The sequence below is a fragment of the Thauera sp. genome (assembly GCF_034003485.1).
Classification (GTDB): domain Bacteria; phylum Pseudomonadota; class Gammaproteobacteria; order Burkholderiales; family Rhodocyclaceae; genus Thauera.
The window spans coordinates 1-22,646 of record NZ_JAVEYL010000030.1; the positions used below are offsets into that span (position 1 = coordinate 1).

Consider the following 22,646-nt stretch of genomic DNA (forward strand, 5'->3'; position numbering starts at 1 on the left):
TTTGTGCGAGGGCCTCGACGAGCACGACATGGGTCAGCGCGTCGATGAGGCCGTTTTCCTCGGCCACGCCGATGAAGTCGTCCGGGAATATCAGGCCGTCGTCAGGGTGTTGCCAACGCACCGGGTTTCAACCCCGGTGAGGGCACCGCTCGCCACGTCCACCTTGGGCTGGTAGTGATTCACCAGCTCGCCGCCGCCTATGGCGCGCCGGACCTCCTCGGCGCCATAGCGCCGGCTGGCCTTGCCGGCGGCCTCTGGCGCCGTGCTGTGCCAGCCGTCCAGCAGCGCTTCGAGGTGCTCTGACTGGACCGGTTTGTTCAGGTAACCGAGCACGTTCAGGTGATGGGCGCGGGCAAGACGTTCCGCGGTCTCCAGGATTCGCGCGTCCTCGCCGCTGACCAGCACCAGGGCGCCGGCGTACCCGCGCTCCACCAGCCGACGGATGAATTCCACCCCGTCCATATGAGGCATGTTGAGGTCGAGAAGGATCAACTGTTCGCCGCCCGCCTGTGCGTCCAGCCAGTCCAGCGCCTCCTGGCCGGACGCGCGGGCCACCACCCGGTCCATTCCGAGGATGGCGAGCTGGCGCGCCAGCAGTTGCAACTGAAAGACATCGTCGTCGACGAGCAGCACGTCCGCCGGCGCCACGTCCTTCCGGCTCAGGGCACCGAGGGTGGCGACCAGGGCATGTTCGAACTCGAGCGCCAGCGTGGCATCGGCAACGCCATCCGTGCCCGCCTGCTCCAGCCGCGCGCAGACATCCCCCAGGGCCAGGGCGCCGACGGCGCGCGACGAGGATTTGAGCTTGTGGCCACCCTCGCCCGCCGTTTTCCAGTCGCCCTGGATGATCGCCGCGCGAATCTCGTCGGCCGTCTCCTGCGCCGAACGCCGGTAGTCGACGAAAAAACGCGCAATCAGCGCCGGATCGTCACCGATCTGCCTCGGCAGCACTGATCTGTCCAGCACGGCCAGCGGTTGCTCGACGGGAGGCACCTCGTCGTCGTCGGGGGTTCCATCCTGACCCGGGGTCGGCAGCCATTTTTCCAGCATGGCCTGGAGCTGGTCGAGGAGCACCGGCTTGGTCAGGTAATCGTCCATCCCGGCGGCCATGCAACGAAGCGCCTCGCTCTTCAGAGCGTTGGCGGTGAGGGCGATGATGGGCAGATGCTGGCCACTGCCTTCGGCGCCCCGGATGGCGGCGGTGAGGCCGTAGCCATCCATTTCCGGCATGTGCAGATCGGTCAGCAACAGGGCGTGGCCCCCCTGACGCCAGCGCGCCAGGGCCTCGCCACCGTTGTCGGCAATATCGGCAACGTAGCCCAGGAGGGCCAGCTGATGCTGAATGACACTCCGGTTGATCTCGTTGTCCTCGGCGACCAGTATCCGCTCGCCGCGTCGCCGCAGCATTTCGCTGGACAAGGACTTGAGGGGGGTTTTGGTCACACCGGCCACCTCCTCGCGCGGCGTCGGGACCAGGCCGGCGGCAATCGCCACCGCATCGAGCACGGTCCGGCGCGTCAGTGCGTTACCGTCCACCGACACCAGATGGCTGTCCTCCTCGCGCAGCCCCCGGCGCAGCCCCCTCCGGATGACCACGAAGTGGGTGTCGCTTTCCGGCTGGGCGCGGGCCGTGGCGCGCAGTTCATCGAGCGGTGGGTTGGGGACATGGGCATCGATGACGACGATGAGCCGACCGGACGGTCGACTGGCGATCCATTGCCGGGCGATCGCCGGATCCGCCGTGCGTTCCACAACGGCTTCGTCATACGCCAGGTAGGTGGCCAGATCGCTCGCCATGCCATCGGGAGCGCCGAGCACGAGACAGGACAGCCCGGCGAGCCGGCCGGGGTGCCGTGCGGCAGCGTTGGGGCCCGGCGCTAGCTCGAGGGGCAGGCTGAAACTGAACAGCGAACCGACACCCGGCTCGCTGCTCACGCGGATCTCACCGCCCAGCATGTGTGCCAACTGACGCGAGATGGCCAGCCCCAATCCGGTCCCGCCATATTCGCGGGTGGTGGACACGTCAGCCTGAACGAAGGGTGAGAAGATCCGCGCCAGACTGTTCGCATCGAGGCCGATGCCGTTGTCGGCGACCTCGAACTCCAGCCGAGGGCCTTCGGCGTCGCTTTCAACCAACAGCGCGCGAACGGAGACCTGCCCCGGGCGCGGGGTCGCACTGGAAAACTTGATCGCGTTGTTGGTGAGATTGATCAGGATCTGGCGCAGCCGCCCCGGATCGCCCATCACCTGCTCAGGGATGGCAGGGTCGGTGAACAGGGTCAACTCCACGTTCTTCTTCAGGGCCATGCGGTCGACGATCCCGCAGACCTTCTCGACCACGTCGGCGACACTCATCACGACCTTGTCGACCTCGAGCCTGCCGGCCTCGATCTTGGAGAAGTCGAGGATATCGTTGATCACGTCCAGCAGCGCAAACGACGAGTCGCGGATGATGTTGGCCATCTCCATCTGCGGGCCGCTGAGGCTGCTTTGCTGCAACACCTCGATCATGCCGATGACGCCATTCATCGGCGTGCGGATCTCATGGCTCATGTTGGCGAGGAAGGTGTTCTTGGCCGCATTGGCGCGCTCCGCCTCGACCCGGGCGGTGACCAGTTCCCGCTCCACCGCCTTGCGCTCGGTGATGTCGCGCACCACGCCGGTGAAGTGGCGCTCGCCGCCCAGTGTCATCTCGCTGACCGAAAGATCGAGCGGAACCGTGCTGCCATCCTTGCGCAGCCCCATGACCTCACGCCCGATGCCGACGATGCGTGCCTCGCCGGTGCTGCGGTAACGCGCGAGATGGCCGTCTTCCTGACTACGATCCGGCTCGGGCATCAGCATCCTGAGTTTGTGCCCGACCACCTCGTCGGCCGCATACCCGAAAATCCGCTCGGCGGCCGGATTGAACGTCTCCACCTCGCCGTGCTTGTCGATGGTGATGACGCCGTCCGCCACGGTGTCGAGGATCGCCTGCAGGCGCGCGGCGATGTCGCGCACCGCCGCAGCGTCGGCCCTGGATTCCATCGAAATACGCTCGCTTTCGCGTGATTCCTGCTCGGCCTGCTTGCGTTCGGTGATGTCCAGGTGCATGACCACAACGCCAGTGGGGCGCTCGTCGGTCAGGGGGCTTGCGGTCATCAGGAACCAACGCTGCCGGGTGGGCGAATGGCAGGGGTATTCCATCGAAAAGTGATCTGTCGCGCCATTGAGCAGCGCACGGATTCCCCTCGCGGCCCGTTGCGCGGTGGCGGTGTCGTCGCCCTGCGTGCCGTCGCAAGCGTCAAGATAATTGGCCCCGACCCCGAAGCCCGCGCACTGCAGCCCATTCGCGTCGGCAAAGCGCTGCCAGGCCTGGTTGACCGAGACGATGCGCCCCTGGCTGTCGAGCAGGGCGATATGCGCGGGTAACGCGTCGAGGATGGTGGTCTGCCTGGCGGCCTCGTTGTCGCGCACCCGCTGCTGGACGTGGCGCAACAGGAAGGTCTGGCCGTCCTCGTCTGCCACCCCGTCTACCTCTCCGGCCGTCAGCTCCTCCAGGCGTCGCCCGGTCGAGTGCAAGGTGTCGATCAGCGCGGAGATCTCTTCGTTGTCCGCTTGCAGCGGCGGCGGCTTGGCGGGCTTCATGGCGCGCTGTCCAGCAGGCCCAAGGTCAGCAACACGGTCTGCGTATGGCTGAGGGTACCGACGATTCGTCGCACCGGCGGCGGCGTCATCGCGACCAGCGTCGGGGTCATGAAGATGCCTTCCGCCAGCGCGCGCTTTGGCTCGCGAAAGACATCGACGATCTCGATTTCAAAGCGATCCGCCAGGTGGTCGCGGCAGAACGCCGCGAGGTTGGCGACCGCCTGGAGGGAGTTTGGCGCATCGCCGGCGACGAACAGGCGGAATGTGAACTGGGGCGGGCGGGTCATCGCGGGCTCCCCTTTTCGTCCGCGATCGTCTCATCGTCGCCACGCAACTCCTTGATCTCGCTGCGGCCGCGCGACATCTCGCCTTCACGGCGCTGCGTGGAGCGGACCAACAAGGCAATTTCGGCCTGTGTCGAGACGAGTTCGGCCTGCAAGGACTTCACGCGCAACGCGAGCTGGGCCTCCTCGGCATCGAGCTTGAGCCGCTTGAGTTTCGCAGCGGTCTCGGCGGCCTCGGCGGCGATCCGCTCGGCGCGTTCCTTCTCCCAGCGCAGGGTGCCCATCAACACCTCGCCGCCGGCCGTGTAGGTGTCGGTCAGCGTCACCCCCTTGTCGCTCAGGATCAGTTCGCGCACCTGGTTCGAATGTGCCGTGCCTCGCGATTTGATGATGGACAGGCCGCGGTTGCGCTCGCCGGCCTGGACCAGGTAGTTGAGGTGGATCCAGGTATCGGCCAGGGTGGAGATCTGCAGCGTCGAACCCCTTTCGATGCGGGTGGTCATTTCGTCAAACAGGCTGGTGCAGATCAGGGTGATGCCTTTGCCCTTGGTCCAGTCGATCAGGTGGTCCGCCACGCTGTGCGCGTTGGTGTCGTAGCTGGATTTGTACCAGGTGGACACCGGATCGGCGACCAGGCAGCGGGCGCCATGCTCTTGCGCGAGGTTCTTGATGCGGACCAGATAAGACTCCGCGCTACCGGAAATGGCGCGCGCGGAGATCATGCGCAGACAGCCGTTCTTGACGTATCGATCCAGCCCGATCCCGACCGAGGCCAGGTTGCGGATGACCTCGTTGCAATCCGAATCGAAGCTGACGAACAGGGTGGGTTCGCCGCGCTTGCAGGCGGCCTCCGCGAAGGCAGCGCTCAGGGTGGTCTTGGCGGTGCCGGAGTAGCCGGTGATCAGGATGCTGGCGCCGCGGTAGTAGCCGCCTTCAAGCATGGTATCGAGCCGCTCGACGCCGGTGGACACGCGCTCGTTGCTGATCTTGGGGTCGACATGGGTGCGGCTGCGGGCGACGTTGACCACCACCCCGCCGTTTTCGATCAGGAAAGGTGATGCATTTTCGTCAAAGCCGGAGCCGCGATACTTCTGCACCCGCAGCGTGCGATGCGATACACCCAGCGTCACGCAATGGTCGAGAATGACGGTGCAGTCCACCATGAACTGCATGACGGAAAACGGTTGGTGGATGACATCGCTGTCTTCGTCTCCGCCCGACTTCGCGGTGATGGTGGCGGTCAGCTCGTGCGCCAGTAACCACTCATGCAGCCGGTAAACCTCGCGCCGCCTCGCCGCCGGGTCGGGCAGCAGCGCCAGGACGACATCGAGCGCGTCGAACACGATCCGCCGCGCGCGCATCGCCTTGGTCTGTGCCTCCAGTGCCGCGAGCATCCCACCGAGATCGAAATCGCCAGACTGGATGAGATCGGCCTTCGGTTGCGCGTCGAGGAAGAACAGTTTTTTCTTGCGCAGCAACTCGGCGAGTCCCCAGCCGAAGCTCTCGGCATTGGACTCGATGCGCCCCGAGGTCTCCTCGAAGGCGACGAAGATGCCCGGCTCCTTGCAGTCCCTTGCGCCATGCGCGAGGGACTGCAGCGCGATGATGGTCTTGCCTGAGCCGGGCCCCCCGACCAGCAAGGTTGAGCGCGCACGCGGCAAACCACCACGGGTGATCTCGTCGAAACCCACGATGCCGGTCGGCGCCTTGCTGGACTCTTGCGCGGTCTGCGCGGGCCGGTTGGATTCCATGCGGCTTTTCCATTTCGTGATGTGCCATGCACCATCCCGCCTTGTGCTCAAGGCTGTCTGTGCGCTGGCAAACATGTTCGCCCCTCTTTCGGTCATCCCACCTCGTGCGGATCCGGGCTAGTCCGCACGCGCAATCCGCACAATTTCGGCGGCAATCTCCTCGGGTGACAGGATCTGATCGATGCAGCCGCTGGCGATCGCACTTTCCGGCATGTCGGGCTGCTTTGCGGTCGCCGGCCTTTGCGCAAAAGTGATGCCGCCGTTTTCCTTGATGTCGCACAGCGCGTCGGCGCCATCACCGTCGTAGCCGGAGACGATGACAGCGATCAGCCTTCCGTCCCAGTTTTCGGTGAGCGAGCGCAAAAACACCGTGATCACGTCAGGCCAGCCCCGTGGCTTCGAGATTGGCTCGAGGTGAAACTCATCGTCCTTGACGTGCAAGTCCCGATTGGCAGGAATGATGAAGACGTGGTTCGGCTCGATCGACAGCTCGTCGGTGATCAGATCGACCGGCATCGTGGTGAAGCGCGGCAGCACTTCATGGAGCTGCGTAGGCATGATCGTGATGTGATTCACGATGACGATGGCCACTCCCATGTCGCACGGCAGGTTCTGCAATAGCCGGATATAGGCGTCAAGGCCGCCGGCTGAACCACCAACGCAGACGACTGGAAATTTTTTCACTTCAGTCTCCGATCGGGCGTCGATGAAATCTTCATTCTCCATGTCCGCCTGGATGGATCCAGAACCACGAAAAATATTGAATCAGGGCCCATCCCCAGTCGAGATTCGCGATGCCTGGATCGCTTCTGGTGAAGACGGCCTTATCAGCGCAATCATTGCTTATCTGATGATCGTAGGCGACCTTCGAGTCGGCGCGTCTGAGCGTTCGATAGGCTTCGGCGACCTCCTTGAATTTGCGCTCGCCATCCCGGTCCTTGGTCACATCGGGATGAAAGCGTTGGGCCAGGGTGCGGAAAGCCGACTTGATCTCAGCACACGAGGCGCATCGATCGATGTGCAAGGTCGCGTAGTGGTTCTGGTAGTTCATTGCCTTCTCCTTCGTGCTGGCGGCCCGCTTCGATGGGTGGCGCCTTCCGGGGAGAGGTGCAACTGTCGCCATTGCCTCAAACCTACTCGTTCCTGAATCTTCGTCTGTTCGCCACCCCGCATAGGCCTGATCCTGAGCCCGCGGAGCCCGCCCCTGCCCTCCCATGGTGCGGGCTACACGGACCTTCAGGCGGTGCCAGCGCGTGGTGCCCGCGAACAGCCTGCTCGACGATTTCAGGGCGATTTTGAGCGTGCACCGTGTGACCGTGCTTTGTGCCCCAGCAAACAGACACAGGTTCTGAGTCCGCCCAACGTCCATGCATGAAATCGCACCTGGGCAGCGCTCTACTGATCGTTCGCACGCACAGCATCTGCGCCAAGCGGTGCTTGTTGTCCAGGCCCGCGGCCATGCGCTCGGGGAGCATCCGGTGAACATCTTGGATTTCGACCAGGCCAGCATCGTGTACTTCACGGTGTCACCCCTGGAGCTGATGCTGCGCGGAACGCTGTTGTACTGGTTCCTCTTCATTGTCCTGCGCTTCATCCTGCGCCGCGACGTGGGATCGTTGGGCATCAGCGACTTCCTGTTCATCGTGATCATTGGCGATGCGGCACAGAACGGCATGATCGGCAGCGCCACTTCGGTCACCGACGGCATGGTGCTGATCTGCACGCTCGTCTTCTGGAGCTATCTGCTCGACTTCGCGAGCTTCCGGTTTCCGCTCATCCAGCGCTTCACGGCCGCACCTCGCCTGTGCCTGGTGCGCGATGGCAAGCTGCTGCGCAAGAACATGCGCCGAGAGTTCATCACCGATGAGGAGTTGAACGCAAAGATCCGCCATGAGGGCATCGAAGACATCACCACGGTCAAGCGCATGTACCTCGAAGCGGACGGCGAGATGAGCCTGATCCGCAACGACGAGCCGGGGACAGCCGCATGAACGAGGGCTCAAGGCGCTCGTTCGAGTCGGCGCCCGATCCGCTGCGCGCCTACCGGGCGAAGCGTGACTTCGCGCTGACGCCGGAGCCGGCAGCGACAACGGGCGGCCAGCCCGCTGGCGGGGAGTTGCAGTTCGTCGTTCAGAAGCATTGGGCGAGCAGCCTGCACTACGACTTCCGGCTGGAGCTCGACGGCACGATGAAGAGCTGGGCGGTGCCCAGGGGACCGAGTCTCGACCCGAGCGTCAAACGCATGGCCGTGCAGGTCGAGGACCACCCGCTGGCCTATGCGGGCTTCGAAGGAACCATCCCCGCCAGGCAGTACGGCGCCGGCAAGGTCATCGTGTGGGACGCCGGTACGTGGCTCCCTTTGCATGACCCGCAGCAAGGGGTTCGCGACGGCAATCTGAAGTTCGAGCTGCATGGCCACAAGCTGCACGGCCGCTGGGTGTTGGTGCGCATGAAGGGCAAAGGCGAGAAACAGCCCGCCTGGCTGCTGATCAAGGAGAAGGACGCGTACGCTCAGGCCTCCGCCGCCTACAGCGTGGTCGATGCGCTGCCCGAGAGCGTGAAGGCACTGGGTCCCGCGCGAAGCGGTGGCAGCACCGACGGCGGTGGCCACCGCTCGGCGGCCGATCACGACTTGCCCGCCGAGGCCGTGCCATCGGCTCTGCCGAGCTCGCTTGCGCCGCAACTGGCCACCCTGGTGGCGGGCCTGCCAGCGGACGCCGGCGCGTGGCTCTTCGAGATCAAGTTCGATGGCTATCGCATGCTGGTGCGTAACGACGCCGCGGGCGTGCGCCTGTTCACCCGCAATGGCCATGACTGGACCGCGAAGCTGCGACCCCTGCAAAGCGCCCTCGAAGGGCTGAAGCTCCCGCCGGGCTGGTACGACGGTGAGATCGTCGTGCCTGACGAAGCGGGCATCCCGGATTTCGGCGCGCTGCAGCAGGCGTTCGACAGCGAACGGACGAGCGAGGTGGTGCTGTATCTCTTCGACGTGCCCTATGTTGCGGGGCACGACCTGCGCAGCGCGCCCCTGCATGCGCGGCGTGTGTATCTGAAGGGGCTGCTCGCGGCTTCGGGCACCGAGCAGATCCTCTTCAGCGAGGCCTTCGATGGCAGCGCGCAAAGTGTCATCACCTCCGCCTGCAAGTTGGGCCTCGAGGGCATCGTCGCCAAACGCCGCAGTAGCACCTACCGGTCTTCGCGGTCGGCAGACTGGGTCAAGCTCAAGTGCAGTCAGCGCCAGGAATTCGTCATCGGCGGCTACACCGCGCCCCAGGGCGCGCGCACCGGCTTCGGCGCGCTGCTGCTCGGCGTGAACGATGCGCACGGCGTGCTGCAGTACGCCGGCGATGTCGGCACGGGTTTCAGCGAGAAGGTCTTGACAGACCTCAAGGACGTCCTCGATGCGAACGCGGGCAGCAGCAGCCCTTTCGCAGTCGGCGCGAAGATCGACGGCAGACCAACCTGGGTCGCCCCGACCCTGGTCGCCGAGGTGAGCTTCTGGGAATGGACAGCCGCCGGCCATATCCGCCACGCCGTTTTTCGCGGCCTGCGTACCGACAAGGAGGCCAGCATGATCGTCCGTGAAAAGCCGCTGCGTGTGCCTTCCGCCAGGGCGACGAACGTCAGTGCTGCGCGCAAACGGCCTGCCCTGTCCGATCGTCTCAAGGTGACGAGCCCCGAGCGGGTGATCGACCCCCGCAGCGGCACGACCAAGCTCGAACTGGTGCGCTACTACGGCCTGGTTGCTGAGCTGATGATTAAGCACCTGAAGGGTCGGCCGGTGTCGCTGGTGCGCGCGCCGGACGGCGTTGATGGCCAGCAGTTCTTCCAGAAGCACGTCGAAACCGAAAATCTGCCCGGCATCCGCCAGCTCGATCCAGCGCTGGACCCCGAACATCCGCCGTTGATCGCGGTGGCCAGCCCGCAAGGCCTGCTCTCCGCCGCGCAATGGAACGTCGTCGAGTTCCACACGATGAACGCCGGTTCGGCGCCGTTCGAGCACCCGGACCGCATGGTGTTCGACCTCGATCCCGGTGAGGGGGTGCCCTGGGCCCAGGTTCTGGAGGCGGCGCAGCTCATGCATGCGTTCCTCGACCAGCTCGGCCTGCCATCCTTCCTGAAGACCAGCGGCGGCAAGGGGCTGCACGTCGTGGTGCCGGTCAGGCGCGTGCACGACTGGGACACCGTCAAGGGCTTCTCGCAAGCCGTCGTCACGCACATGGCCAGGACGATACCGCAGCGCTTCGTTGCCCGCAGGGGCCCGAAGAACCGCGTCGGCAGGATCTTCATCGACTACTTGCGCAACGGGCGCGGAGCCACCACGGTGTGCGCCTGGTCGGCCCGAGCGCGACCCGGCCTGGGCATCTCCGTGCCGGTGGCCCGGGAAGAACTGCCCGCGCTGCGCGGGGGAGACCACTGGTCGGTGAAGACGGTTCACGAACGCCTGGACATGGGCAACGAGCCATGGAAGGGCTACGCCAGGGCGGCACGCAGCCTCACGACTGCGATGTCAGCCTTGGGCTACGCCCCGCCTGATGCATGAGCCGCGCGTGCGCCACCCTCCCCGCCGTCCTCTCCATACGCCCACTTCCGGCCCTGTGCCGAACAAGGAGTTCCCATGCCCCGCGTGATCTGGAAAGGCGCCATCACCTTCGGCCTGGTGCATGTGCCGGTCGCCTTGTACCCGGCCTCGCGGGACGTCGACATCGACTTCGACTGGCTCGACAAGCGCTCGATGGACCCGGTGGGCTACAAGCGCGTGAACAAGCGCACCGGCAAGGACATCCAGGGTGACGACATCGTCAAGGGCATCAAGCAGGACGACGGCGATTACGTGATCCTGAGCGAAGAGCAGATCAAGGCGGCGTATCCCAAGTCGACGCAAACGATCGAGATCGAGACCTTCGTCAAGGCCGGCGAGATCCCGTTTACGCTCATGGACACCCCCTACTACCTGGAGCCGGTGGGCAAGGGCGAGAAGGTCTACGCCCTGCTCCGGGAGGCGATGCTCGAGGCCGACGTGATCGGTATCGCGCGGGTGGTGATGCACACCAAGGAACGCCTGGCGGCGCTGATACCTTACGGCGCGGCGCTGGTGCTCAATACCATCCGCTGGGCCGGCGAGATCCGCCCCCTGGAGGAGCTGAAGCTGCCGGCCGAAGGCAAGAGCGCAGCGGGGCTGAAGCCGGGCGAACTGAAGATGGCCACCCAACTCATCGGCGACATGACCGGCCCCTGGAAGTCGGACGACTACGCCGACCAGTTCAGCGCAGCCATTCTGGCGCTGGTGAGCAAGAAGGTCGAAGCCGGCGAGACCGCCACGGTGACGACGCTCGAAGATGCACCGGCGGAGGGGACCAACGTCGTCGATCTCACCGACTTGCTGGCGAAGAGTCTGGCCAAACGCAAACCCGGGAACAGCGTCGGGGACAGCAGCGGCAGCAAGCTGGCCAACGCCAGGACGTCCGCGCCCAAGGCCTCGACCCGACAGCGGGGATGAAGGCGCATGCACGTGCCCATCAGCTGGCAGCGCTCGCCAGCACGATGAGCGGCGGCACGCAGAACCAGAGGATGAAGCTCAAGGCCAAAACGATCGGGCCATCGATGCGATCGGGCAGTGTCTCGTTGGCGAGACGGCCCAGACATCGCCACAGCCAGATGGCATGCAGCGCGCCGCCCGCAGCGCTCCATCCGAGCAGCGCCGGCGTGTCCAGGCGGGTCAGCGCTAACAGCGCGGCGATGACGGGTGCGGCAAGGCAGGCGGCCATCGCCAGGCGGATGGCAGTTCGTGGACCAAGGATGACCACCAGCGTGCGCTTGCCAACCGCCTGATCGGCCGCCCGATCGGGGCAACCGGCGAGCAGGATCGCCGGCAGCACCGCCAGACCCAGCGGCAGCGCCAGCAGCCACGGCGTGCTGGCGCTCCAGTGGCCGCCCTGCGCCACATAGCCGGCGAGGATCGCGCCGGCGCTATGGGTGAGCGCGACGTCGAGTTCGCCGAGACCGCGGTGCGAGAGCTTCAGCGGCGGCACGGTGTAAGACAGTGCGAGCAAGGCCAACGGCAGGTAGATGGCGACAATCGATCCACTCGAGCTCGCGGGGGCCATGGCGACCAGGAGGGCGAGCGCCGCCGCGGCGCCGAGCAGCGCCAGACCAATGCCCCGGCGCATCGCCGGGCGGTCGAGCCGGCCGTCCACCAGCACGCGCGAGCCCCCGGTGAAGGGGCCACCCAGACGGTTGATCCGGTCGCTGTCGAAGTCGAACCAATCGTTGAGAAACACCGTGGCCGCCTCGAGCAGGAACAGCACGAGATAGCCGAGCAGGTAAGGTGCCATCGCCAGCGACCCGCCCACGGTGGCGGCCAACGCCCCGACGGTGTAGGCGATCCACGTCATCGGATAGAACTGCAGCCGCAGCGCGGCTAGCCAGGCGGCGGCGCGCTGCATGGTCGACAGCGCGCCCTCGGCGAGGCGCGAGCCGACGGACCGCGCCCGTTCCAGCCATTGCTGGCGTTGTGCGGCGGTGGCGGCGATCACCGACCCGAATGTCTCGATGCGCGCGCAGCGGATGCCGCAGTAGCCGAGCGTCGCGCGCACCAGGGCCTGTTGCCCCGGCGCACGATAGATGAATCGATAGATCCAGGGTGGCGTGTCCATGGTCGTGATCAGGTCCGCCGTGCGACCGCTGAGCAACTTGTCCCACCGGTCGTGCGTGACATGACGGAAGGCGAACCCTGGCGTCAACACGCGATCGAGGAAGCCCTTGAGCCGGGCCGGGAAGGTGCCCCACCAGGTGGGGTAGACGAAGATCAGGTGCTCGGCCCACTGAATGTCCTGCTGCGCGCGCAGCAGGTCCGGCTCCAGCGGCTGCAGTTCAGGAGAGACGACGTGCACGTCGAGATCGAAGTGCATCTCGCTGAGGATCAGCTCGCGGCACTCTACGCCGGCCGTGCGCGCTCCATCGCCGCAGGCATCGAAGAGCGCGCCGCACAGGCTGTCGCGGCGGGGGTGGGCAAGGATCAGCAAGCAGCGCATTTTCCCGAACCGATCAAGGGAACCGCATGGAGGTCGTATCAGCGCTGTATCGTTGGCTTTACCGCGCGTGCCGTCAGTGGGCTAGCGAACATAGCGGACCCTCCGCGCCCATTTCCGACCCGCGGCCGTACCGGATTGCAAGCCAGGGCCCCTCCCCTATGTTGGTCATCGTACAGATCCGTCCGAGCTGAGGGCCTACCGTGCAATTCCTGTCTGTCGACGAAGCAAGGAATTGCCATGACCACCCTCACCAAGACCCCCGCCACACCGAAGACCCCGGCTGTTGCAAAGGATGCCATCGCCTTGCTCAAGGCTGACCACGAAACGGTGAGCGGTCTGTTTGCCGAGTACGAAAAAACCAACTCCAGCAGCAAGAAGAAGGCGTTCGTCGCCGAGGTCTGCAGCGAACTGAGCGCGCATATGCAGATCGAGGAAGAGATCTTCTACCCGGCGATCAAGGCGGCATTGAAGGACAAACTTCTGGTGCCGGAAGCGACAGTTGAGCATGGCGGCATCAAGGAGCTGATCGCCCAGCTCGAAGGGGTCGAACCCGACGGTGCGATCTACGATGCCAAGGTCAAGGTGCTCTCGGAATACGTCGAACACCACGTCAAGGAAGAGCACACCGAAATGTTCCCCAAGGTCAAGGCCAGCTCGCTGGACCTCGTCGAACTCGGCGCCCGGATGGCGGCGCGCAAGGCCGATCTCCTCGCCGCCCGCGGCTGAAGGAAAGCAGAGGAAAAAAAGCATCGCGGCCACGTGCGGTGACTCGTCGCAGCGCACATCAGGAGGCCTCCTTCTATTTGCTTATCCCCGTGCGCAACTTCAGCGAACGCACTGGCTTTCCCTGAACTGCGCGTGGCGTTTTACCTACGACGACGAACGTCGGCATGCCCGTCCGGTCGATATCGGCGCCTGGGCCTTGACCATGGCCTGGCAGCAGGCGCCGACCGACGGGCAACCCCATCCCGAGGCTCCTCTGCAAGGCGAGTTCCATCCCCATACCGCAGTCGCGATCGCCTGAAATATCTGGCCGGAACCGAGATCTGCTCAGGGTTGCTCGCCGTCGACGCCCCGCCCGAGGATGTTGGCACTCGCGGCGCAAGTCGCACTCGAGTAGCGCTGGCGTTCGCTAAGCCGTGATGTCGGGCCAGCTTTCGCCTTGTCGCTCGACGCTGTTTCCGGCCGTGGTCTGGTTTGATCTTACGGCGGCCACCAGCTGTTCCGGAACTGCGTGATGCAGCATGTGCCCGAGGCCCGGGATGATGTGCAGGTCGCTGTTGCTCAACGCTGCGTGCAGGCGACGCGCATGCGCCTCTGGATCGACGACCTTATCGGCTTCGCCGGCAAAGATCGTGACGGGGATGGTGAGCTTGTCGTAGCGCTCGCGCAGGCCCGCAGCCGCCGGAACCATGAAGGCCGCGTCTTCCGCGTTGGCACGGATCTGCACAGGGCGCACCAGCATCTCGCGCACGAGCACGGGCAGGAAATCTGCGGGAACGGGCTGCGGCGCGAACATGGCTTTCACCGTCTGGCCCAGGAGCAGGCGCGCGAAGACCGCTGATACGGTGTAGCGCATGACGTCGCCCAGGACAGGGATAGCCACAGGCGCGACAAGCGCCGCGTCCGCCCGAGCGGTCGGAAAATAGTAGCCCGAGACCAGAATCAGCTGCTGCACGGCGGCGTCTTCGCGGAGGGCAAGCTCGAGCGCAACCAGCGTGCCCCAGGAGTGACCGATCACCACGGCTTGCTCCAGACCGAGCTGTGCCATCGCCTCGTGTAGAAGCTCGGCCTGAGCCTCGGCTGTCCACAGCCGATCCCGAGGACGCTCACTGTAGCCAAATCCTGGCCGATCAAAGGCGACGACGCGATAGTGCTGAGCCAGTCGATCGATCAAGCCACTGGCGACGAAGTCCTGGAGACGGACCGCATTGCCGTGCAGCAGCACGACGGGTTTTCCACGGCCACGGTCGAGATAGTGGACGCGCACGCCGTCGACGTCGACGAATGCGCCCTGAGGCGGCTGGTCCTCCTCCGCCCGCCGCGCCTTGCTTGCGACCCAGCCAGCGGTCGCGGCGAGGGCCGCGGCCACTCCGGCGACGATGACGCCTTTGCCGCGAGGCGGCCGATCATTTGATTTTGTCGCTGCCATGTCGATCACCTTCTGTTGCGTTGGGCCTGTATGCAGCCGACGCCGCGTGATGCAAGACCGAAGTGATCGCGCCTTGACCGTTACGCCGTGCCTACGGTGATCACCAAGCTAGGCCTGCTTGGCGGCCCGGTCTGTTCGCCGTCCCACAGAGGCTGACGCGCCGGGCCACTGCCCAATCCTGCCGAAAAGGACTGCTTCCGTTCGTCCTCGCATGGCGATGGTCTGCGTTCCCTAATCCCGACGAGGTGATCGTGCCATGACCCACACCCACACTGACAATTTCCGTGCAAGCGTTCTCAGTGATCCGCGCCTGGAATCCTTCGATGCGGTCGTCTGCTTCTCGCCCCTGCGGTGGGCCTTCGTGTTCCAACGCCCGCGGCATTTGATGACGCGTTTCTCGAAGGCCATTCCGGTCTATTTTTTCGCGGAACCGATCGTCTTCGCCGATTCGCGAGTGCTTCGCCCGGAACTACCTGTCGCGCTTCACCGCCTGGCGACCGTACGAGCACCGGGTCCTCGCAAATTGGTGAACATCGATTACCGCGAGGTCGTCAAGAGCCTGCGCCGCGACCGGCTGATCCATACCGGTCCGATCGACGAGTTCTTCAACGACCGATTCGGGCCAGACCAGGCATTGACGCTTTATCGCCAGCTGAGCGAGCTCGACGTTCGGGTCGGTCAGGATCAGCGCATCCCGCAATCGGCACTCGTCTGAGCGGTGGGGCGGGGTCAAGCTCAAGTGCCTGACCCCGCCCCTGTCGTCCCGGACTGCGGGCTCCACGTGCCTTCAGGCGGTGCCCGCGCGTGGCTGCGAATGGAAGAATCGGATCATTTCGACCGAAGCGTCCGGCCCGCCTGGGGCGGTGAACGACCCCTGCGGGCTGCCTCCCGACCACGCGTGACCCGCACCGTGGAGCACCCATTGCTCGACGACCGGCTGGTTGGCCGCATCGGCGTAGACGGTATGGGTGTATTGCCGGCCTCCCGCCGCCGAGCCGCGACGGATGCTGGACTTCAGACGTGCAGCGTCCGAATGCCCGCGAACCGCCTGCTCGACGATTTCAGCGCCATTTTGCGCGTGCACCGTGTGATCGCGGTCGCCATGAAAGACGATGGTCGGCACGCCACGCCCCCCTGCTGCGCGATGCGCGCCAGCTCCGCTTCGATCCGGCATCCCGGCCAGACCGGTGCTGCGCTTCATCGCCCCGAAGGCAGAGGGCATGTCGTGGGCGGCGCCATAGGGCAGGCCGGAATGGGCACCGACCGCGGCGTAGATGTCCGGGTAGGTGGCGCCGAGAATGACGGCCATGGCCGCCCCCGATGACAGTCCGGCGACAAAGACGCGGCGTTCATCCACGCGATGGCTGGCCACGACCTCGCGCGTGATGCCGGCGATCAGCGCGGGTTCGCCACGGTCGCGATCCTGATCTTCCGTGCGGAACCAGTTCCAGCACTTCGAGCCATTCGCATTGGCGCTCTGGGCGGGATAAACCACCAGAAACCCACGCTGCTCGGCGAGCGCATTCATGCGCGTGCCGGCGGCAAAGTCATCGGGCGATTGGGTGCAGCCATGCAACATCACGACCACCGCCGCCGGGTCGCCCGAGTGGGCCGAGTAACTGGACGGGATGTAGAGCTTGTAGGCGCGCGTGCCGGCATGGTTGGTGAACGAGCGGCTGAGGAACTGCCCGGGTGTGGCCTGATCGGGCGGAGCGGTCGGTCTGGCGGGCCCCTCATCGATACGCTCATCGATCTGCTCGTCGGTCCGCGCATCGGTGCGTCCATCGGGCGTGAAGATCTCGCGGGCGAACCCGTCGATGGTCACACCCTCCTCGTGCGCCGCCGGCCCGGCCGGGTTCAAGCCGGCTGCGGCGAGCGATTGCTGGATCGTGTCCATGACGTTCTTCATCGGACCCGTCTGTGTGTTCAGCCCGGCCGAGTTGAGCGCCTGCGTGATCGTGTCGTTGATCGACGCGATATCGAACGCGCCCATCGGGAATGAGGTTTCGGGCAAGGGCATTGCCTTGAATAGTTTGCGCCGCAGCGCATCGGAAAAATTCATGGTTCTCTCCTTGAGAGTGAGTTCAGCGCATGCGATCGGCCAGTGCACTACGCACCGCCGCGCTCGCCTGAAAGGCGCCGAGAACAACAACGGATTCGATGGTGGCGCGAGCCAGTTCGGGCGATACGTCGTCGGCAATTCGCGCCAGGCCGACGACCTGGATCTGCAGCATTTCTCCTGCGGCCAGCGCCCGCTCGAGGTCGGCCCGGCTGAGGTGCTGCAGACCCAGCACCAGGGTCCGGCGCGCGATGGTCCGCTTGACCTCGTCGGCGTGCACGGTCAACTGGTTGCGGATGGCGGTACGGATCAGGTCGGTGCGGTTGGAATAAAACCCCTCCTGCACCAGCAGGTCGATCTGCCCCAGGTCGACGACGCCCAGATTGATCGTCATCTTTTCTGTTTCGCCGACCCGGGGTCGGACTTCAATATCGCCTCTTGCCATCTCTAAACCATCCATAAACCATCTGTGTGGATGGTATAGAAGCACACAGAGCGGCAAAGCGCAACGTGTTTCGGAATTGCACGCTCACGACGCCAATGGTGAGATGTTCGTGCGGACCTCACGGTTTTGCGCTGACGCGCCAGATCACGTTGCCCACATCGTCCGCTACCAGCAATCCACCACGCGCGTCGATGGCCACGCCCACGGGCCGGCCCATCGCCTCGCCCGCTTCATTGAGGAAGCCAGTCAGGACATCCAGCGGCGCACCTGCAGGTTTGCCGTCCTGAAACGGCACGAAGATCACCTTGTAGCCGCTGTGCGGTCGGCGGTTCCACGAGCCATGCTGGCCGATGAACATGCCATCGGCGAACGCCGCCGGCAGCTTGCCGCCCGCAGAACGGGCCAGCCCGAGCGATGCGGTGTGCGGACCCAGCGCGTAATCCGGCACCAGCGCAGCGGCCACCAGCGCCGGCTGCGACTGTTCGACTCGCGCATCCGTGTTGTTGCCGAAGTAGCTGTAAGGCCAGCCGTAGAAGCCACCGTCCTGCACCGCGGTCAAGTAATCGGGCACCAGGTCGCTACCGACCTCATCGCGCTCGTTGACCACCGTCCACAGCACCTGGCCCGCCGCGTCCCAAGCCATGCCCACAGGGTTGCGCAGGCCTGAAGCGAAGACACGATGTGCGCCGCTGTCGACCTGCACCTCCCAGATCGCGGCACGGCCTTCCTCGAGCAGCATGCCGCGCTCGCCGACATTGCTGTTCGAGCCCACGCTGACATACAGCTTGCTGCCGTCGATGCTGGCCAGCAGGTTCTTCGTCCAATGGTGGTTGATGGGACCGCCCGGCAGATCGAGCAGTTTGGTGCCGGATGAATTGATGACGGTGTCGCCGGGGCGGTAGGGAAAACTCAACACTGCGTCGGCATTGGCCACGAACAGGCGTTCGCCGATCAGGGCCATGCCGAAAGGTGAATACAGACCGCTCAGCAGGACCGAGCGGGTTTCGGCAATGCCGTCGCCGTCGGCGTCGCGCAGCAAGGTGATGCGGTTGGCGCTCGGCGTGCCGGCGCCAGCACGCTTCATCACCAGCCCCATGATGTAGTCCTTGATGCCCTTCACGCGCTCCGGCTTGGGCGGCGCGTTGCTTTCAGCGACCAGTACGTCGCCGTTAGGCAGCACCAGCAGCCAGCGCGGATGATCCAGCCCGCTGGCGAAGGCCACCACACGCAGCGCGGCCGCCGCCTGCGGCGTAGCGCCTTGCGGCCAGCCGATGGCAGGCGCGATGTTTACCGTCGGCAGCAGCGTCCTGTTCGGCGGCGGCAGTTCGGGCCGGGGCCCGGTGCCTTGGGCAACCGACAGCGTCGCAGTCTCGGCGCACCCCCACATCGTTGCGCCCACCAGAACGTAAATCGCCAGCGCCGCCAGCCGCTTGCAGGCGCTTACTGACCCGTCATAAGCAGAGTATTCAGAGTGATAGTCCATTGCCGCGTCGTCAGATGGAGGGGGAAGCCCCAACCGAAGCGGGATGATCAGGCCCGCCCGCCCCACCCGTCTGTGCGCTGTGCGACGCAACCAGGCGTGCCCGCGCGCAGACGGCGGCGAGGACGGCACCTGCTGCACGGCGCTCCGCTCACCGAGAAAAGGTCCACGGCCACGACCTCGCCCCAAGGGCGGACATAGAAATGTTCAATAGCTGAACTGCTTAGTGGGTCACCGTACATACGTGAGTCTCAATTGCGAACATCGTGGGTTCGCAGCAGGTCTCGGCCTGATGCTGGTCTGATGGTTCGTGACACGGACACCATTCGGCTCTAAACACATCACAGGAGCACGACATGAAACTGAAAATTGGTACGACCTTGATTGCCGGCACGATCGCTGCGCTGCTGGCCGGCCCCACATTGGCCGCCACCGACAACTCAAAAGTGGATGTGCCGTCCCCGGCCTCGACCAAGGCAGAGATCGGGCAAACTGAGCGCGACCATCCCGCACTCGCGCAACCGATGAGTGACAAGTCGCGAATGGGCACAGCCAACGGTGGCGCAACCGCCAGAACGACGACCGGCGGCAATCCGCTATACACGCGGACTGCTGACGACCTTAACGGCATGGAAGTGATCGATCGCACGGGCGACAAGGTCGGAGAGATCAAACGCGTCGTTCTCGCCCCGGATCGCAAGAGCGCTCATGCGGTAATTTCCGTGGGCGGTGTCCTCGGCATGGGGGCACGCGACATCACGGTATCACTCGATGAGCTCAAGCCGCTGGACGACAAGCTGCAGATGAGCGCCAGCAAGGAAGAAATCGCGACACTGAAGGATGCGACGCAAGGCGCCGATAAGTACACCGACCTGAAAGGCAGCACGCCAATCAGCGGCTCGATCGTCGAATTCTCGGCATTCGAGCAGGACAAGGACGCCAACAAGCCGGGTGCATCGATGATGCCGAACGCGGACTCCGACAAGTCCGGACGCACATCGATGACGCCGCAGGTCGACACCGACAAGCCCGCGACGGCGCCCGCAACACCGCGAGTGCCCCAGTAAGGAGCGTGCTCCACTAACCCTGCGTCGCAATTAGTCGCGGCGATGCGCCGACGACGGCGCAGTGCAACCCCAGCGCTCAAGTCCGGGCGCTGGGGTTCATTCCTGGGGCGTAGCCAGCCCAATCGCAAGGGCATCGAGCGCCCTGTCGCAATGGCTCAGCACAAGCTGGGGCGGTTCGAACGAAAAGATGAAGGGTGCGGCTCGTTGCAGGACGTTGAGTCCAAGAATCGGTCGGGTATTGCCCGGAAACACGGCGACCTCCACGTCACGCAACCAGCACGCGTCGCCGATGCTGATGGCGTCGATCGAATACACCGGCACCTCCCGCTCGCTGCCATCCGCCAGTCGACCGCGCAGGTGCTTGACGAATTGCGCCAGGCCGTTTTCCTTCAGCAACGCAAGAATTTCTTCGTTGATGGTCATATACCCTGAGCCGGTATCGACCATCCAGTGCACGGCCCCTAGCCCGGTAATGAGTCCCGGGACATAGAAGGTCGATCCGTTCTTTACCTCCATCTCGATCGTGGTGCCGAACTGCCCGGCGATTGCCGATGGCATCGTGCCAGTCAGGAGGACGAACAGCAGGCAGGCGAATCTGGACATCGAGCGTCCTTCGCAAGGAGACGGTGAAACAGCAGGAAAACACAACACACCCATCGCGTTACGGCCGGAAGACGCAGAACTTTAGCCGCCTCGAGCTGCACCCCAGCGCCCTCCCACCCACAGGCGTGCCAGCGCACAGACACCGCCGTTGCAGCTCGCCAAGCTTAAAGTAGATCGACCCGATCCACGGTCATCCTCCCGCGTCTGTCTGCTGACAATCCGGGCGGCTGCGGGGAGGTCGACCGGCACCGGCAGCATCAAGCGGTCGCCCCTTTCAGTCCAGACGAAGAGGATCACCATGAAATCAAACATGCTAAACGGCCCCGCGCTCGGCCTGCTGGCCGCGCTGACACTCGGGGCATGCGGGACGATGAACGACCCACTGTATGGCGGCAGCCCTGCCCCCTCATACCCGTCGGCCACGTCGGGCAGCTATCCAGCCAGCACCTATCCGGTGACGACGCAGCCGGCCGAGACCTATCCAGCCCGGATCGCCACCGGATACGGCGTAGTGCATTCGGTCGAACGAGTTAGCCAGGAACCGACGGCGACTGGCGGCAGCGGTAGTGGCATCGGTCTCGGGACCGTCGCGGGCGCCGTGGTCGGCGGTCTGGTAGGCAGTCAGATCGGCGGCGGAAGCGGCAGGACCGCGGCGGCGGTGATCGGCGCGGCCGGTGGCGCCTATGTCGGCCACGAGATGGAGAACCGGCCGCAGCAAGCGCAGGCCCAGCCCGATCTGCTCAAGATCACGGTACGGATGAGCGATGGATCGTATCAGGCCATGCTGCAGCCACTTGAAGCAGACTTCCGCGTCGGTGACCGGGTACGGGTCGGAGAGGGTGTACTGCAGCGGTATTGAAAGGACCCGTCCGGCGAGCGGGGCAATCGGCTCGCCGGAACCACCCACACCTGACCACCCTTGCTCACAACCATTTCGCCCAGGGCGTCAAGGATGTCATCGACCAACGGGTCGTCGAGTTCGCCTTTGACGACCTGTCCGGTCGTCTCGTCGAGGTGGCCCGCAATCAGTCGATCCGCCTCGATCAGGAGTGTTTCGCCGCGACCGGCCACCGCCGCCGCCGCAACCTCGGCGAGGGCCTCGCTACCCAGTCCGTTGGCGCGGGCTTGCCCGAATGCTTCGCCGAGGGCCGCAAGCCGCGCGCGATACTCGGGTTCAACGACTTCCCATGCACGGCCACGCAGCTCCTCGATGGATACCGCATCGGGGTTAACCGTGACATCGCATCTCGGCTCAATCCGAGCACTTGGTAACGGCCGGCGCTTTGCAGCAGACGCCGTAGCGGCTTGGGGTGAAAGCTGTCGGCCACCACGACCAGTTCCTCCACCGGGCGCTGGGTGGCCAGAACCCGGAACAGCCCAGGCGCTGCGAACACCACCAGCCCGTCCAGCGTGTGATTCCAGTGTGCCTCGTCGTTGGCGAGGGCTTCGAAGGGTACCAGCAGACTGGCGATTTCCGCCTCGGGGTATTGCTGCCGGAGTGTGTGCTCGAGCGCCTTCACCAGATTGCGGAAGCGAATCGGGCCCTGCTGATTCGCGGGATGGGAACGGTGCGTGGGCTGGTAAAGCTATACGGAGGGCGCTTCGGCGCCCTCGAGCGCGCTGGCAAAATCGTGGGTAAGGAGGGTCATTGTCGGTTTCCTTGCAGTGAATCGGAGATCGAGCGTCGCTGGCGTGCGCGAGTGCATGTCGCGCCTCGTGTGGAGCGACGGTCAGCCGTGTAGCGCCCTGTTCCGATCGACCGAAATACAGTGTGAAGTCTTGCCACAGTCGACGTCGATTTGCGCGGGCTCCCCGGACTCGTAGGCGGGTACCTTTATTAGATCCGCAAAGCGCTCTACCGTTTTCAGCCCCCTCAATACCGTAAGCCGTCCATTGTTGGAGAACAACCAGCGCCCATCGACCGTGATCCCGTAATAACGCTTGTCCCTGCGTTTGTGCGGAATCTCGTCGGCCGCCTGCACGAGTGGATGAACACGCAAGCTGACGCGCTTGTCACGCGAATACACAGCTGCCGCGACTTCCAGCCACGTTGCGACCTTTCCGATCGTTCTCATGATCTCGCCTCCCGGACGTTATAAGAGTGCGCATCACGCGCATGAAGCAGGCAAGCTCAGCAAACAAGC

The 22,646-nt window shown here is 64.8% G+C and carries 20 protein-coding genes; 7 read left to right on the top strand and 13 right to left on the bottom strand.

The window, feature by feature from the left end:
* Nucleotides 1–90 precede the first annotated feature (90 nt).
* The 5 genes from RBT54_RS15060 to RBT54_RS15080 all read right to left on the bottom strand — a co-directional run bounded on the left by RBT54_RS15060 (nucleotide 91) and on the right by RBT54_RS15080 (nucleotide 6,713).
* Nucleotides 91–3,627 (bottom strand): PAS domain S-box protein, encoded by a 3,537-nt coding sequence (locus tag RBT54_RS15060; protein WP_320367878.1) that lies wholly within the window; start codon nucleotides 3,625–3,627, stop codon nucleotides 91–93.
* The gene (locus RBT54_RS15065) at nucleotides 3,624–3,914 is read right to left on the bottom strand and encodes a circadian clock KaiB family protein (RefSeq protein WP_320367879.1); all 291 of its coding nucleotides are present in this window, start codon (nucleotides 3,912–3,914) and stop codon (nucleotides 3,624–3,626) included. The genes RBT54_RS15060 and RBT54_RS15065 overlap by 4 nt, the downstream gene beginning before the upstream one ends.
* Nucleotides 3,911–5,662, bottom strand: a complete 1,752-nt coding sequence (gene kaiC, locus RBT54_RS15070; protein WP_320367880.1) for a circadian clock protein KaiC — start codon at nucleotides 5,660–5,662, stop codon at nucleotides 3,911–3,913. Before kaiC ends, RBT54_RS15065 begins: the two co-directional genes overlap by 4 nt.
* A gap of 117 nt (nucleotides 5,663–5,779) precedes the next feature.
* Complete coding sequence (locus tag RBT54_RS15075) at nucleotides 5,780–6,388, bottom strand: chemotaxis protein CheB (protein ID WP_320367881.1); 609 nt, start codon at nucleotides 6,386–6,388, stop codon at nucleotides 5,780–5,782.
* Entirely contained in the window at nucleotides 6,378–6,713 is a 336-nt protein-coding gene (locus RBT54_RS15080) for a J domain-containing protein (RefSeq protein WP_320367882.1), read from the bottom strand. Before RBT54_RS15080 ends, RBT54_RS15075 begins: the two co-directional genes overlap by 11 nt.
* Nucleotides 6,714–7,140: 427 nt before the next feature.
* Here RBT54_RS15080 and RBT54_RS15085 point away from each other — a divergent pair, with 427 nt between their 5' ends.
* From RBT54_RS15085 to RBT54_RS15095, 3 genes are all read left to right on the top strand, one after another.
* Nucleotides 7,141–7,653 carry a DUF421 domain-containing protein gene (locus tag RBT54_RS15085; RefSeq protein ID WP_320367883.1) on the top strand — a complete coding sequence of 171 codons (513 nt, stop codon included), beginning with the start codon at nucleotides 7,141–7,143 and terminating at the stop codon, nucleotides 7,651–7,653.
* Nucleotides 7,650–10,205, top strand: a complete 2,556-nt coding sequence (gene ligD, locus RBT54_RS15090; protein WP_320367884.1) for a DNA ligase D — start codon at nucleotides 7,650–7,652, stop codon at nucleotides 10,203–10,205. The genes RBT54_RS15085 and ligD overlap by 4 nt, the downstream gene beginning before the upstream one ends.
* A 75-nt stretch (nucleotides 10,206–10,280) precedes the next feature.
* Nucleotides 10,281–11,162, top strand: coding sequence for a Ku protein (locus tag RBT54_RS15095; RefSeq protein ID WP_320367885.1), 882 nt, complete (start codon nucleotides 10,281–10,283; stop codon nucleotides 11,160–11,162).
* Between the two features lie 19 nt (nucleotides 11,163–11,181).
* Here RBT54_RS15095 and RBT54_RS15100 read toward each other — a convergent pair whose 3' ends face one another.
* Complete coding sequence (locus RBT54_RS15100; protein ID WP_320367886.1) at nucleotides 11,182–12,687, bottom strand: NAD(P)H-dependent oxidoreductase; 1,506 nt, start codon at nucleotides 12,685–12,687, stop codon at nucleotides 11,182–11,184.
* A 246-nt stretch (nucleotides 12,688–12,933) separates the two neighbouring features.
* Between RBT54_RS15100 and RBT54_RS15105 the strand changes: the two genes are divergently transcribed.
* Nucleotides 12,934–13,422, top strand: a complete 489-nt coding sequence (locus RBT54_RS15105) for a hemerythrin domain-containing protein (RefSeq protein WP_320367887.1) — start codon at nucleotides 12,934–12,936, stop codon at nucleotides 13,420–13,422.
* A 406-nt stretch (nucleotides 13,423–13,828) separates the two neighbouring features.
* Here RBT54_RS15105 and RBT54_RS15110 read toward each other — a convergent pair whose 3' ends face one another.
* Nucleotides 13,829–14,848: an alpha/beta hydrolase gene (locus tag RBT54_RS15110; RefSeq protein WP_320367918.1), complete on the bottom strand. Its 1,020-nt coding sequence runs from the start codon at nucleotides 14,846–14,848 to the stop codon at nucleotides 13,829–13,831.
* A 256-nt stretch (nucleotides 14,849–15,104) separates the two neighbouring features.
* Between RBT54_RS15110 and RBT54_RS15115 the strand changes: the two genes are divergently transcribed.
* Entirely contained in the window at nucleotides 15,105–15,563 is a 459-nt protein-coding gene (locus tag RBT54_RS15115; protein ID WP_320367888.1) for a hypothetical protein, read from the top strand.
* A 72-nt stretch (nucleotides 15,564–15,635) separates the two neighbouring features.
* Here the strand turns inward: RBT54_RS15115 and RBT54_RS15120 are convergent, their stop codons facing one another.
* The 3 genes from RBT54_RS15120 to RBT54_RS15130 all read right to left on the bottom strand — a co-directional run bounded on the left by RBT54_RS15120 (nucleotide 15,636) and on the right by RBT54_RS15130 (nucleotide 18,973).
* Complete coding sequence (locus tag RBT54_RS15120; protein WP_320367889.1) at nucleotides 15,636–16,910, bottom strand: PHB depolymerase family esterase; 1,275 nt, start codon at nucleotides 16,908–16,910, stop codon at nucleotides 15,636–15,638.
* A 22-nt stretch (nucleotides 16,911–16,932) separates the two neighbouring features.
* Complete coding sequence (locus tag RBT54_RS15125; protein ID WP_320367890.1) at nucleotides 16,933–17,301, bottom strand: CopG family transcriptional regulator; 369 nt, start codon at nucleotides 17,299–17,301, stop codon at nucleotides 16,933–16,935.
* Nucleotides 17,302–17,470: 169 nt separating this feature from the next.
* A complete protein-coding gene (locus tag RBT54_RS15130; protein ID WP_320367891.1) occupies nucleotides 17,471–18,973 on the bottom strand; it encodes a sorbosone dehydrogenase family protein in 1,503 nt (500 codons plus the stop codon).
* Between the two features lie 215 nt (nucleotides 18,974–19,188).
* Between RBT54_RS15130 and RBT54_RS15135 the strand changes: the two genes are divergently transcribed.
* Entirely contained in the window at nucleotides 19,189–19,899 is a 711-nt protein-coding gene (locus tag RBT54_RS15135) for a PRC-barrel domain-containing protein (protein ID WP_320367892.1), read from the top strand.
* Between the two features lie 96 nt (nucleotides 19,900–19,995).
* Here the strand turns inward: RBT54_RS15135 and RBT54_RS15140 are convergent, their stop codons facing one another.
* Complete coding sequence (locus tag RBT54_RS15140; RefSeq protein WP_320367893.1) at nucleotides 19,996–20,502, bottom strand: retropepsin-like aspartic protease; 507 nt, start codon at nucleotides 20,500–20,502, stop codon at nucleotides 19,996–19,998.
* 298 nt (nucleotides 20,503–20,800) lie between these two features.
* Here RBT54_RS15140 and RBT54_RS15145 point away from each other — a divergent pair, with 298 nt between their 5' ends.
* Entirely contained in the window at nucleotides 20,801–21,361 is a 561-nt protein-coding gene (locus RBT54_RS15145) for a glycine zipper 2TM domain-containing protein (RefSeq protein ID WP_320367894.1), read from the top strand.
* On the opposite strand, the gene RBT54_RS18470 is transcribed toward RBT54_RS15145, so the two are convergent.
* Nucleotides 21,277–22,290, bottom strand: coding sequence for a hypothetical protein (locus RBT54_RS18470; protein ID WP_413788464.1), 1,014 nt, complete (start codon nucleotides 22,288–22,290; stop codon nucleotides 21,277–21,279). The genes RBT54_RS15145 and RBT54_RS18470 overlap by 85 nt on opposite strands.
* Nucleotides 22,233–22,577 carry a hypothetical protein gene (locus RBT54_RS15155; protein WP_320367896.1) on the bottom strand — a complete coding sequence of 115 codons (345 nt, stop codon included), beginning with the start codon at nucleotides 22,575–22,577 and terminating at the stop codon, nucleotides 22,233–22,235. Before RBT54_RS15155 ends, RBT54_RS18470 begins: the two co-directional genes overlap by 58 nt.
* Nucleotides 22,578–22,646 lie beyond the last annotated feature (69 nt).